Here is an 11444-nt window from a genome sequence, read left to right as displayed (position 1 = left end):
CATGGCACGCTTTGGAAGACCAAGCGACGCAAGTTCTTTCGAGTACGGATGGTCGCCCAGCCGGATGCTCACCCCGCCGAATCGGGTGCGTACGCCGTCCAGGGTGTGTTCGAAGGCGGTTTCGCGGGTGATGCCGTCGCGGTGCGAGTACGTGCGTTGCGCTTGCTGGCGCGGGGTGAGCCGGAACGGCAGGCCGCGGCGAAATTCCATGCCGATCACCGGTTGACCGTCGATGCTGAGGTCGAAACCGAACCGACGGCCCTCCCGAAGGGTGAAGTCGCCCATCACCTTCGGGTAACCCCAGATCTTGGTTCCCGCTTCCAGGGTGAACGGCTGGTCGACGGGAAGGTGATGGATGAAGGCGCCGGCCGACTGCAGGGCACGCGGCCCGCTTGCGTTCGAGCCGGGTGGGTTGACCATCACGCTGGTGCCGAACTCGTGGTACTGGCCCAGGTCGCCGTCGATGTAGTGCATCAACATCAGCACCACGATCGCGCGGCCGGGAAGGTAGCGGCAGACCTGCAGGCCGCTGTAGTCGATCATCTGCTGCGCGGCGTCGGCGTTCACGGAGAACATCGCCATGTGTTGGTTTGCCCGGCGGATTCGCACCGGCATCGTGAGTACCGTGCCCGCGATGGTGTGCTGCGAGGCTGTCATCGGGCCAATCTAGAACGTGTTCTATTCGTTCGGCAATAGCGGGTCAGATCAGCGTGGCGAGCTCCCTGATCTGCGCCTCGTTGCGCCCGTTGACCACCATCATGGTGACGCCGGCGGCTTCCCAGACCTTGACCTGCTCACGGACGTAGTTGATATCGCCGACGATCGCGGCGTCGTCGACGACCTCGTCCGGGATGATCTCGGCGGCCTTGTCCTTCTGGTTGCTGCGGAACAGCTTGGTCACCTCGTCGACCACCTCGGCGTAGCCCATCCGGCGGTATACGTCAGCGTGGAAGTTGGTGTCCTCGGCGCCCATGCCGCCCATGTAGAGGGCCAGATAGGGCTTCATGGCCGCGAAGGCGGCAGCACGGTCGTCGGTGATGACGATGTTCGCGGTCGCGCAGATCTCGAAGTCCTCGCGGCTGCGCCGCGCCCCGGGGCGCGCGAAGCCCTCGTCGAGCCATTCGTTGTAGGTATCCGCCATCCGCGGCGTGTAGAAGATGGGCAGCCAGCCGTCGCAGATCTCGGCGGCCAGCGCGACGTTCTTCGGCCCCTCGGCCCCGAGCAGGATCGGGATGTCGGGACGCAACGGGTGGGTGATGGGCTTGAGTGCCTTGCCCAGGCCGGTCGTCCCCTCCCCGGTCAACGGCAACGGATAGTGCGGCCCGTCGCTGGTCACGGCCTTCTCTCGCGCCCACACCTGCCGCATGATGTCGACGTACTCGCGGGTGCGGGCCAGCGGCTTGGGGAACGGCCGGCCGTACCAGCCCTCGACCACCTGCGGGCCGGAGACGCCGAGCCCCAGGATGTGCCGGCCTCCGGACAGGTGGTCGAGCGTCAGCGCCGCCATCGCGGTTGCCGTCGGGGTGCGCGCGGACAGCTGGATCACCGAGGTGCCCAGCCGGAGCCGGTGGGTTGACGATCCCAACCAGGCCAGCGGCGTGTAGGCGTCGGACCCCCACGCCTCGGCGGTGAAGACGGCGTCGAAACCCGCTTCCTCCGCCGCGGCTACGAGCTCCGCGTGATTCTCCGGCGGCTGAGCGCCCCAATACCCGAGCTGCAACCCCAGCTTCATCGTCATTGACCCTTCCGGCGACCCGATGTTGAAACCGTTCTTAGAACCTGTTCTACTCGATGGCGTGACAGCCAGCTCGAGCAGCCCGACCTTGACGGATCACCCTGAGCCACCGCTCTCCGCGCCACTAACGTTGTCTTTCGACTACACCCGTTCAGTTGGCCCCACGCTGAGCAAGTTCTTCACCGCACTGCGTGAGCGCCATATCTTGGGGGTGCGCGGATCCGATGGCCGGGTGCACGTTCCACCGGCGGAATATGACCCGGTTACCTACGAGCCGCTGGGCGAGATGGTACCGGTCTCCAGCGTCGGCACCGTCGTGTCCTGGACATGGCAACCCGAACCGTTGGAGGGTCAGCCGCTGGACCGCCCGTTCGCCTGGGCGCTGATCAAGCTCGACGGCGCGGACACCCCGCTGATGCATGCCGTAGACGCCGGCAGTCCTTCCGCCATCAAGAGCGGTGCCCGGGTGCATGTGCACTGGGCCGACGAGCCGGTGGGCGCGATCACCGACATCGCCTACTTCGAACTCGGCGAGGAAGCCGAACCCGTCTCCGAACCCGCGTCGGGCGAACAGGATCCGGTGACCATGATCGTCACGCCGATCTCGCTGACGATTCAGCACACCGCCTCCCACGAGGAGAGCGCCTACTTGCGCGCCATCGCCCAGGGCAAGTTGCTGGGCGCGCGTACCGGCAAGGACGGCAAGGTCTACTTCCCGCCGCACGGCGCGGACCCGGCCACCGGCCAGCCCACCACCGAGTTCGTCGAACTGCCGGACAAGGGCACCGTCACGACGTTCGCCATCATCAACATCCCGTTCCAGGGACAGCGCATCAAACCGCCCTACGTGGCGGCCTATGTGCTGCTCGACGGGGCCGACATCCCCTTCCTGCACCTGGTCGCCGACGTCGACGCCCACGAGGTGCGGATGGGCATGCGCGTGGAAGCGGTGTGGAAACCCCGGGAGGAGTGGGGCTTTGGCATCGACAACATCGAGTACTTCCGGCCGACAGGGGAACCCGACGCCGAGTACGACACCTACAAGCACCACCTGTAAAGGGCCCACCTGTAAATGAGCGTTCGCAACGTCGCGGTCGTCGGCTTCGCCCACGCCCCACACGTACGCCGCACCGACGGCACCACCAACGGCGTCGAGATGTTGATGCCGTGCTTCGCCCAGCTCTACGAGGACCTCGGAATCACCAAGGCCGACATCGGTTTCTGGTGCTCGGGTTCGTCCGATTACCTTGCGGGACGGGCTTTCTCGTTCATCTCGGCGATCGACTCGATCGGCGCCGTTCCGCCGATCAACGAGTCGCATGTCGAGATGGACGCGGCCTGGGCCCTCTACGAGGCATACATCAAGCTGCTGACCGGCGAGGTGGACACCGCGTTGGTGTACGGCTTCGGCAAGTCCTCGGCGGGAATCCTGCGGCAGATCCTGTCGCGGCAGACCGACCCCTACACCGTCGCACCCCTGTGGCCGGACTCCGTGTCGATGGCGGGGCTGCAGGCCCGCATCGGGCTCGAGAACGGCAAGTGGAGCGAGGAGCAGATGGCACGCGTCGCGTTCGACTCGTTTGCCAATGCGCGCCGGGTCGACAATGTGGAAGGGTCGATCAGCGTGGCCGAATTGCTCGAGCGGCCGTTCTTCGCCGAGCCCCTGCGGCGCCACGACATCGCGCCGATCACCGACGGCGCCGCCGCCATCGTGCTCGCTGCGGGTGACCGCGCCCGCGAACTGCGCGAAAACCCGGCCTGGATAACGGGAATCGAGCACCGCATCGAAACGCCTTCGCTGGGTGCGCGTGACCTCACCGAATCCGTGTCGACCAAGGTCGCGGCCGAGGTGGCCACGGGGGGCAGGACCGACAACCTCGACGTTGCCGAGATCTGCGCGCCCTTCACCCACCAGCACCTCATCCTCGAGGAGGCCATCCGGATACCGGGGCCGACCAAAGTCAATCCGTCCGGCGGCGCGCTGGCCGCCAACCCCATGTTCGTCGCCGGCCTCGAACGCATCGGGTTTGCGGCACAACACATCTGGAACGGCTCGGCCGAGCGGGTGCTCGCGCATGCCACCAGCGGGCCCGCGTTGCAACAGAACCTGGTCGCGGTCATGGAAGGAAAGAACTGATGGCCGGAGCGGGAGCATACCTGGCCGCGGTACTCGGTACCGGGCAGACCAAGTACGTGGCCAAGCGCCAAGACGTTTCGATGAACGGCATGGTGCGCGAGGCGATCGACCGCGCGCTGGCCGACTCCGGCTCCACGTTCGACGACATCGACGCCGTCGTCGTCGGCAAGGCTCCGGACTTCTTCGAGGGCGTCATGATGCCCGAGCTGTTCATGGCCGATGCCGTGGGAGCCACCGGCAAGCCGCTGATCCGGGTGCACACCGCGGGTTCGGTCGGTGGATCCACCGGCGTGGTCGCCGCCAGCCTGGTGCAGTCGGGCAAGTACAAGCGTGTGCTGGCGATGGCGTGGGAAAAGCAGTCGGAGTCAAACGCGATGTGGGCGTTGTCGATTCCGATTCCCTTCATCAAGCCGGTCGGCGCCGGGGCGGGCGGTTACTTCGCCCCGCACGTGCGGTCCTACATCCGCCGGTCGGGTGCACCGTTGAACATCGGCGCCATGGTCGCGGTCAAGGACCGGCTGAACGGGGCCCGCAACCCGCTCGCCCACCTGCATCAGCCCGACATCACCCTGGAGAAGGTGATGGAGTCGCCGATGCTGTGGGATCCGATCCGTTACGACGAGACCTGTCCGTCGTCGGATGGTGCCGCCGCGGTCGTGATCGGCAACGAAGAGGCCGCCGAAGCCCGTCTGGCGCAAGGACAACCGGTGGCATGGATCCACGCCACCGCGCTGCGCACCGAGCCGTTGCAGTTCTCGGGCCGCGACCAGGTCAGCCCGCAGGCCGGGCGTGACGCGGCCGCCGCGCTGTGGAAGGCGGCCGGCATCACCAGCCCGATCGACGAGATCGATGCCGCGGAAATCTACGTCCCGTTCTCGTGGTTCGAGCCGATGTGGTTGGAAAACCTCGGGTTTGCGCCCGAGGGCGAGGGCTGGAAACTCACCGAAGCGGGCGAGACGGCGATCGGCGGCCGGCTGCCGGTCAACCCGTCCGGCGGTGTGCTCTCGTCGAACCCGATCGGCGCCTCCGGCCTGATTCGGTTCGCCGAGGCGGCGATTCAGGTGATGGGCAAGGGTGGGGATCACCAGGTTCCGGGCGCGCGCAAGGCCCTGGGCCACGCCTACGGCGGCGGCTCGCAGTACTACTCCATGTGGGTGGTGGGTGCGGACAAGCCGACGCCCGAGAAAGTCGGCGCGTGAGCGGACACCCGGCGCACGAGGCCGGTCGGCGCTCGCGCGAGGCGGTCATAGCCAGGGACAAAGAGGCGTGGCTGGCGGTGTTCGCCGACGACGCCATCGTGGAAGACCCCATCGGGCCCTCGGCCTTCGACCCGGAGGGCAAGGGCCACCGCGGTCGCGACGCGATCTCGGCCTTCTGGGACAAGGCCATCGCCCCGACCACCAAGATCGAGTTCGTCTTTCGCGACACCTACCAGTGCGGCAACGAGGAAGCCAACGTCGGGCACATCCTCATCACCCATGGTGACTACCAGGTGACCGCCGAAGGCGTGTTCACGTACAAGGCCGACGACGAGGGCAAGATGACCGCCCTTCGGGCGTACTGGGAGATGGACCGCGCGGCCGCTTCGGCCCGGAAGGTCTAAAGCGGCTCGAGCCCCGTCAGGTGGCGCTGAGCCAGTTCGCGGTAGGCCTGCGGATTCACCTTCACCCACATCTCGGCGCCCGTCCCGGCGACCGGACCCTTGATCTGCGCCGGCGCGCCGACGGCGAGCATCCCGGCTGGGATCTGGGTGCCGGCCGTCACCAGCGAGTGGGCCGCGATCAGGCTCCGCGCGCCGATCACCGCGCCGTCGAGGACGGTGGCGTGGTTGGCGATCAAGGCCTCCGACCCGACGTGCACCCCGTGAATGCAGCACATGTGCGCCACCGTGGCGCCGGGGCCGATGTCGACCGGGATGCCCGGCGGCGCGTGCAGCACGGACCCGTCTTGCACGTTCGCGCCCTCCCGCACGACGATGGGACCGTAATCGCCGCGCAGGACGGTGTTGAACCACACCGAAGCACCGGCCTCGACGACAACGTCGCCGATCAGGGTGGCGGTCGGGGCCACGAACGCGGTGGGATCCACCCGCGGCGCCCGACCTTCGAATGCAAACAGCGGCATCGTCTAGATATACCCCGAGCGGGCATCGGCCGCGCATATGTCGTGGCCAGACTCGCCGTCGTTGCGCGCCCCTGCCGCAAAACTGTAACGTGTTCTAGTTAGAGGGGTCGTGAGTTGGAGGTGACTGGTGAGTACCGACACCAAAGCGGTTGGCATCCGGGAGATCGATCCCGGCGCGTTGCCGACGAGGTACGCCCGGGGCTGGCACTGCCTGGGCGTCGCGAAGGATTTCCAGGACGGTAAGCCGCACTCCGTCGAGGCGTTCGGTACCAAGCTGGTGGTTTTCACCGACTCGACTGGGGACCTGAAGGTGCTGGACGGTTACTGCCGGCACATGGGTGGGGACCTTTCGGAAGGCACCATCAAGGGTGACGAGGTGGCCTGCCCGTTCCACGATTGGCGCTGGGGTGGCGATGGGCGCTGCAAGCTGGTGCCGTACGCCAAGCGCACACCCAAGACGGCGCGCACCCGCTCGTGGACGACGGACGTACGTGGCGGCCTGCTCTTCGTGTGGCATGACCACGAGCAGAACCCGCCGGACCCGGCGGTGCGGATTCCCGACATCCCGGAAGCGGCCAGCGACGAGTGGACCGAATGGCGGTGGAACCGGATCCTTATCGAGGGGTCGAACTGCCGCGACATCATCGACAACGTCACCGACATGGCGCACTTCTTCTACATTCACTTCGGTTTGCCGACGTACTTCAAGAACGTTTTCGAGGGGCACATCGCGTCGCAGTATCTGCACAACGTGGGGCGGCCGGACGTCAACGACCTGGGCACCTCATACGGGGAGGCGCACCTTGACTCGGAGGCGTCCTATTTCGGGCCGTCCTTCATGATCAACTGGCTGCACAACAGCTATGGCGGATACAAGGCCGAGTCGATCCTGATCAACTGCCACTACCCGGTGACCCAGAACTCGTTCATGCTGCAATGGGGTGTCATCGTCGAAAAGCCCAAGGGCATGGACGAAAAGATGACCGAGAAGCTGTCGCGGGTGTTCACCGAAGGCGTCAGCAAGGGCTTCCTCCAGGACGTCGAAATCTGGAAGCACAAGACCCGCATCGACAACCCGCTGCTGGTCGAGGAGGACGGCGCCGTCTACCAGCTGCGTCGCTGGTATCAGCAGTTCTACGTCGACGTTGCCGACATCCAGCCGGAAATGGTGGAGCGCTTCGAGATCGAGGTGGACACCACGCGCGCCAACGAGTACTGGAACGCCGAGGTCGAAGAGAACCTGAAGACCAAAGAGACCGAAGACGTTCCCGCGGAGCAACACTGACAGACATGCCCGGCGATCAGGTTCCTGACGTCGATCGGCTCGCTCGGTCGATGCTGTTGCTGCATGGCGATCACCACGATCACGACGAGCGGCCGGTCAGTTCCGAACGAAACGGCGGAACTTGGTCGAAGTCAAGGGATTTCGCCAACGATCCGCAACGGGCCGCCGCCGTCGCCGAGGCCAGTCGCGCCGACCGAGAACGCTACCTCAGTTCGGGGCTGCTTCCGGTGGACTGTCGGTTCTGCCATGTCACGGTCACCGTCCGAAGGCTCGGCCCGGGCCACACCGCCGTGCAATGGAACACCGAAGCCTGGCAGCGCTGCGCGCACTTCACCGAGGTGCGTAACTCCGGTGGCGATACCGCACGCATCCGGTCGTGCCCCAAACTGAGCGACAGCATCGAACACGCCGTTGCGGAGGGCTATCTGGCCGAGCCGGCGCCCGAGGACTGATCTACAGCCCGGCGAAGCGTTCCTTCACCGTTTCGGTGGTCAGCCCGTAATCGGCCAGCGAGTACCGATGTTTCGGCGCCCGCTCGCCGGACTGGCTGTCGGCGTGCGTCTTTTCCATCGCCGCCTTCGCCTCATCGGTCAGCGTCAAACCGAAGTGCCGATAGATGTCGGCCACCGTGCCGATCGGATCGGCGATCAGTTCCTTGTAGTCGACGTCATAGAACTGGGCCGGCGAGTATTTGGCGCGGGCGGTGTTGAAGCGCTCCAGCCCACGCGACCAGGTGTCCATTGCGTCAGCGCCGATTTGAGCTCCGTCGAACGACGTCGACCATCCCTCCGCGGTGTGCTGGGCAAGCGAGCACATCGATGCCATGATGGTCTCGACCGGCCGGTGCGTCTGAATCACCAGCGCGTCGGGATACGTTGCCATCAAGGCGTCCAACGCGAACAGATGGCTGGGATTCTTCAGCACCCAACGCTTTTCGACGTCGTTGAGTCCAATCAGCTGGAGGTTCTTCCGATGCCGCTGGTAGGACGGCGTCCAATCCTGCTGCGACAGCCACTGCGCGTAGGTGGGCACGTGCGCCAACGTCTCGTAGGACACCGAATGCAGCGATTGCCGAAGCAGCTGCCAGCACTCCTCTAGTTCGTACGCGGCCATGAAGTGCAGTCCGGTGTAACCCGGATTGTCCCGGTGGTGCTGGTTGAATTGCGCGTCGAGTTGGCGATAAAGCGGGTGCGAATCCCAGGTTTCGCGCGGTGGACGCGGCTGCGGGAATTCGGCCAGCCACATGTGCAGGCCCTGATGAGCGGGGTCGGCGCCGAGCAGGCGGTGCAGCGCGGTGGTGCCGGTGCGCACCAGGCCGGTGACGAAGATCGGGCGTTCGATCACTACGTCGGCGTGCTGCGGGTACTGCTTCCACGAAGCCTCGGACAGCAACCTGGCCACCAGTGCGCCGCGCAGGAAGAACCGATTCATCTTGCTGCCCAACACCGTTAGGCCGGCTTCGCGCCGGTAGGAATCCAGCAGCACCTCCAGCGCTTCGAGGTAGTTGTCGTCGTCGGCGCCGAAGTCGTCAAGGCCAGTCACCTTGGTGGCCGATGCATGCAGTTCGTCGACGGTGCCGATATCGGTGCGATCGGACATCAGTTGTGGTACTCCCCGCAGTTGACATCCAGGGTCTGTCCGGTGATGCCGCTCGACAGATCGCTGGCCAGGAATAGGATCGCCGAGGCCACCTCGTCTTCGGTGGGCAGGCGCTTCAGGTCGGAGTTCGCCGCGGTAGCCGCGTAGATCTGGTCCGCCGTGGTGCCGTACTTGCCGGCCTGGTGCTCGAAATAAGCCTGCAATGTCTCACCCCAGATATAGCCGGGGGCAACGGAATTGACGCGGATCCCCTTCTCACCCAATTCGGTGGCCAGCGATTGCGACATGGACAGCAACGCCGACTTGGCCATCTTGTAGGCGCCGTATTTGGCCTGAGAGTGCCGTAGCACCATGGAGTTGACGTTGACAATCGATCCGTGCGAGGACTCCAGCGCGGGCGTGAAGGCCTGGATGAGCCGTAACGCGCCGAGCGCGCTCAGCTCGATCGCGTCACGGATGTGCTGGAAGCTGGTGCCGGCCAACGGTTTCATGGACGGCACCCGGAACGCGTTGTTGATCAGCACGTCGACCTTGCCGTAGGTCGCCATCGTGGTCTCGACGAGGTAGTTGACTTCGTCGTCGTCGGTGATATCGGCACGCACCGCCAGCGCCTTGTGCCCGGTGTCGTTGATCTGTTTGGCGACACTTTCCAGTCGCTCCACGGTGCGCGCCGCCAGCACCAGGTCGGCGCCGTCCCGGGAGCACCGGTGCGCCAGGGTGGTGCCGAGCCCCGGTCCCACGCCGCTGATGACGACGACCTTGCCGTCGAGCATTTCTGACATCGTCATCCCAGCATCCTGGCCGCAATTTGTTGTTGACGCAGCGCTATTCGCGCACGCCACTCGTCATCGGAAATCTTATTGTGCTCGAAGTAGGGCAACGCGGCCGGTATGGCGTCGAAGTCGACCAGCTCCACGGTGGGGCCGTCGGCCTCGGTGAGTTGACGGGACACCCGCTGCCAGCGGAACTGCAGGAAGCCCCGCCGATGGTTCAGCGTCTCCACCCAGTTCGTCACACCCGGGTTCTGGTCGGCCACGACGATGCGCACCTTTCCGTCCGGATCCGCTTGCGCCTGAGTGTTGTTCAGCGACGTCTGGTGGTTGATGTAGTCCAGCGAGATGTACCACAGGCTGCCGAGTTGGAAGCCGAGGTAGGGTGCGTCGGAGACCGGGATGGTGATCACCAGCGCCTGATCGGGCCGCAGGTCGTAGTGGCCCACCGACGAATATTGCGTCGCCAGACCGCCCGGCGTCAGCCGGGGCGCGACCATCGTGTTGACCGGCAGGTCGAGATAGAACCATTGCGGGAATTGCAGCCAGGTCTTCACCCGGTTAACAAGTTGCTTTCCGGCCGTGGCGTAACGCTTTTCGATGGTCTCGCGGGTCAGCGGGGGCGGGGCGGTACCCGCGGTGTCCAGCCGGGAGATGGCCAGCGTCCCGCGCTGTGCCGACCAGTCACCATAGACCTCGCGGATGACCAGCTGCCCGTTGCTGGTGGGCCGCACCCGCCACTCGAAGCTGCCGTCCGCGGCGATGTCTAGCTCACGGTCGTCGAACGCCGCTTGGCTGGCCGGCACGTTGTCGTCGGTGTATTCCCCGCCGAGCAGCTGGAAGCTCAGATCGGTCGTGGTGCCGCGCTTGCCGGTGACGACATAGTCGTGATTGGCGTGCACCCGGGTGCCGAAGTAGAGAGTGTCGGGGTTGTCCAGGCCCATCTTGGTGAACGGCCCGGTTCCTGACTGCAGGAACGGGTGGTCCCGGTCGTAGTCGAAGGCTAGGTGGATGCAGGCCGAAACGCAGCCCGCCAGATACTGCAGCCCTTCGAGCAGGTCTGCTTCGGTCTCGATGAAGGGTGCGTCGGCGACCAGTTTCTCGGCTTCGACGATCGCTGAGGTGAGAGGATCAGAGAACACGCCTAGACGCTAGAACGTGTTCTACTTTTTCGTCAATGGCGAACATTCCCGCGCGTCGGCCGCACGTTCAAAGACGAGGCCGACTCGCTAGGGTGCGCACTGCTGCGACAGGTCGATCAGATGCTGCCGCACGTCGGGATGCCGATTCAGGTAGTCCATGACGTTGCCGTTGCCGCCCTCCGCCTGAGACTTGGCCTGCAGCTGCTGGTGGAGCTGCGGATGCTGCTTCAGGTACGAGTCGATGGAATTGCCGACCGTCTGATTGCACTGCGGAGCCGCGTTGACTGTGCCCGCCAGTGGCACCGCGATCACCGCGGCGGCGGCAGCGGTCATTAGCCCCCCGGCGAGCAGGCCGTACAGCCCGTGGCGGCGGGCGCCGACTGTGTTGGATGTGCTCATGCGCGCCAGAATACTCGCGGCAGCTTTGCGTAGGCTGTGCGTTCCGGAGCTCAGGAACCAGTGGTCAGCGTGAGGCGGCGGCGCCGCTTTCTTGCTCGCGCTTGATCTCCAGCGCGATGTCGATGAGCTGGTCTTCCTGGCCGCCGATGAGCTTGCGCTGGCCCGCACGGTGCAGCAGCTGGTGGGCGGGCACGCCGTAGCGCTCGGACTGGCGGATGGCGTGCTTGAGGAAGCTCGAGTACACCCCGGAGTA

The 11444-nt window shown here is 65.5% G+C and carries 13 protein-coding genes and 1 pseudogene; 6 read left to right on the top strand and 8 right to left on the bottom strand.

Features of this window, described 5'->3' with window-relative positions; translation table 11 throughout:
- A partial coding sequence (locus A5709_RS02900) for an acetoacetate decarboxylase family protein (protein ID WP_068117851.1) occupies positions 1-657 on the bottom strand: 657 nt, incomplete at its 3' end.
- Positions 658-700: 43 nt separating this feature from the next.
- Positions 701-1732, bottom strand: coding sequence for an LLM class F420-dependent oxidoreductase (locus A5709_RS02895; protein ID WP_067943243.1), 1032 nt, complete (start codon positions 1730-1732; stop codon positions 701-703).
- A gap of 64 nt (positions 1733-1796) precedes the next feature.
- Here A5709_RS02895 and A5709_RS02890 point away from each other — a divergent pair, with 64 nt between their 5' ends.
- From A5709_RS02890 to A5709_RS02875, 4 genes are read left to right on the top strand one after another with little or no spacing between them, the layout of a single operon-like run.
- Entirely contained in the window at positions 1797-2792 is a 996-nt protein-coding gene (locus A5709_RS02890) for a Zn-ribbon domain-containing OB-fold protein (RefSeq protein WP_067943196.1), read from the top strand.
- Between the two features lie 15 nt (positions 2793-2807).
- Positions 2808-3872: a thiolase domain-containing protein gene (locus A5709_RS02885; protein ID WP_067943198.1), complete on the top strand. Its 1065-nt coding sequence runs from the start codon at positions 2808-2810 to the stop codon at positions 3870-3872.
- Positions 3872-5071 carry a thiolase domain-containing protein gene (locus tag A5709_RS02880; RefSeq protein ID WP_067943199.1) on the top strand — a complete coding sequence of 400 codons (1200 nt, stop codon included), beginning with the start codon at positions 3872-3874 and terminating at the stop codon, positions 5069-5071. The genes A5709_RS02885 and A5709_RS02880 overlap by 1 nt, the downstream gene beginning before the upstream one ends.
- Complete coding sequence (locus A5709_RS02875) at positions 5068-5475, top strand: nuclear transport factor 2 family protein (protein ID WP_068011473.1); 408 nt, start codon at positions 5068-5070, stop codon at positions 5473-5475. The genes A5709_RS02880 and A5709_RS02875 overlap by 4 nt, the downstream gene beginning before the upstream one ends.
- Here A5709_RS02875 and A5709_RS02870 read toward each other — a convergent pair.
- A complete protein-coding gene (locus tag A5709_RS02870) occupies positions 5472-5996 on the bottom strand; it encodes a gamma carbonic anhydrase family protein (protein ID WP_068011474.1) in 525 nt (174 codons plus the stop codon). The genes A5709_RS02875 and A5709_RS02870 overlap by 4 nt on opposite strands.
- A gap of 127 nt (positions 5997-6123) precedes the next feature.
- Between A5709_RS02870 and A5709_RS02865 the strand changes: the two genes are divergently transcribed.
- Positions 6124-7281 (top strand): Rieske 2Fe-2S domain-containing protein, encoded by a 1158-nt coding sequence (locus A5709_RS02865; RefSeq protein ID WP_068117848.1) that lies wholly within the window; start codon positions 6124-6126, stop codon positions 7279-7281.
- Positions 7282-7286: 5 nt separating this feature from the next.
- Positions 7287-7733 (top strand): hypothetical protein, encoded by a 447-nt coding sequence (locus A5709_RS02860; protein WP_067943204.1) that lies wholly within the window; start codon positions 7287-7289, stop codon positions 7731-7733.
- 1 nt (position 7734) lies between these two features.
- Here A5709_RS02860 and A5709_RS02855 read toward each other — a convergent pair whose 3' ends face one another.
- From A5709_RS02855 to A5709_RS02835, 5 genes and pseudogenes are all read right to left on the bottom strand, one after another.
- Positions 7735-8880 carry a sulfotransferase gene (locus tag A5709_RS02855; RefSeq protein ID WP_067943206.1) on the bottom strand — a complete coding sequence of 382 codons (1146 nt, stop codon included), beginning with the start codon at positions 8878-8880 and terminating at the stop codon, positions 7735-7737.
- On the bottom strand, positions 8880-9662 hold the full coding sequence (locus A5709_RS02850) for an SDR family oxidoreductase (RefSeq protein WP_067943207.1): 783 nt from the start codon (positions 9660-9662) through the stop codon (positions 8880-8882). The genes A5709_RS02855 and A5709_RS02850 overlap by 1 nt, the downstream gene beginning before the upstream one ends.
- A 2-nt stretch (positions 9663-9664) precedes the next feature.
- Positions 9665-10792: a hypothetical protein gene (locus A5709_RS02845; RefSeq protein ID WP_067943209.1), complete on the bottom strand. Its 1128-nt coding sequence runs from the start codon at positions 10790-10792 to the stop codon at positions 9665-9667.
- An 87-nt stretch (positions 10793-10879) separates the two neighbouring features.
- Positions 10880-11191 carry a hypothetical protein gene (locus tag A5709_RS02840; protein ID WP_067943212.1) on the bottom strand — a complete coding sequence of 104 codons (312 nt, stop codon included), beginning with the start codon at positions 11189-11191 and terminating at the stop codon, positions 10880-10882.
- Positions 11192-11255: 64 nt separating this feature from the next.
- Positions 11256-11444, bottom strand: a pseudogene (locus A5709_RS02835) (4-hydroxy-2-oxovalerate aldolase); the annotation flags it as partial.

This window comes from Mycobacterium sp. E1386 (assembly GCF_001672745.1).
Classification (GTDB): domain Bacteria; phylum Actinomycetota; class Actinomycetes; order Mycobacteriales; family Mycobacteriaceae; genus Mycobacterium.
This window is presented reverse-complemented; position numbering and strand designations above follow the sequence as displayed.

What these genes read in the sequence shown, in the direction of transcription:
- A5709_RS02855 (WP_067943206.1), bottom strand. Translation starts at nt 8,880, where the DNA reads ATGTCCGATCGCACCGATATCGGCACCGTCGACGAACTGCATGCATCG.
- A5709_RS02895 (WP_067943243.1), bottom strand. Translation starts at nt 1,732, where the DNA reads ATGAAGCTGGGGTTGCAGCTCGGGTATTGGGGCGCTCAGCCGCCGGAG.
- A5709_RS02850 (WP_067943207.1), bottom strand. Translation starts at nt 9,662, where the DNA reads ATGTCAGAAATGCTCGACGGCAAGGTCGTCGTCATCAGCGGCGTGGGA.
- A5709_RS02880 (WP_067943199.1), top strand. Translation starts at nt 3,872, where the DNA reads ATGGCCGGAGCGGGAGCATACCTGGCCGCGGTACTCGGTACCGGGCAG.
- A5709_RS02840 (WP_067943212.1), bottom strand. Translation starts at nt 11,191, where the DNA reads ATGAGCACATCCAACACAGTCGGCGCCCGCCGCCACGGGCTGTACGGC.
- A5709_RS02860 (WP_067943204.1), top strand. Translation starts at nt 7,287, where the DNA reads ATGCCCGGCGATCAGGTTCCTGACGTCGATCGGCTCGCTCGGTCGATG.
- A5709_RS02870 (WP_068011474.1), bottom strand. Translation starts at nt 5,996, where the DNA reads ATGCCGCTGTTTGCATTCGAAGGTCGGGCGCCGCGGGTGGATCCCACC.
- A5709_RS02885 (WP_067943198.1), top strand. Translation starts at nt 2,808, where the DNA reads ATGAGCGTTCGCAACGTCGCGGTCGTCGGCTTCGCCCACGCCCCACAC.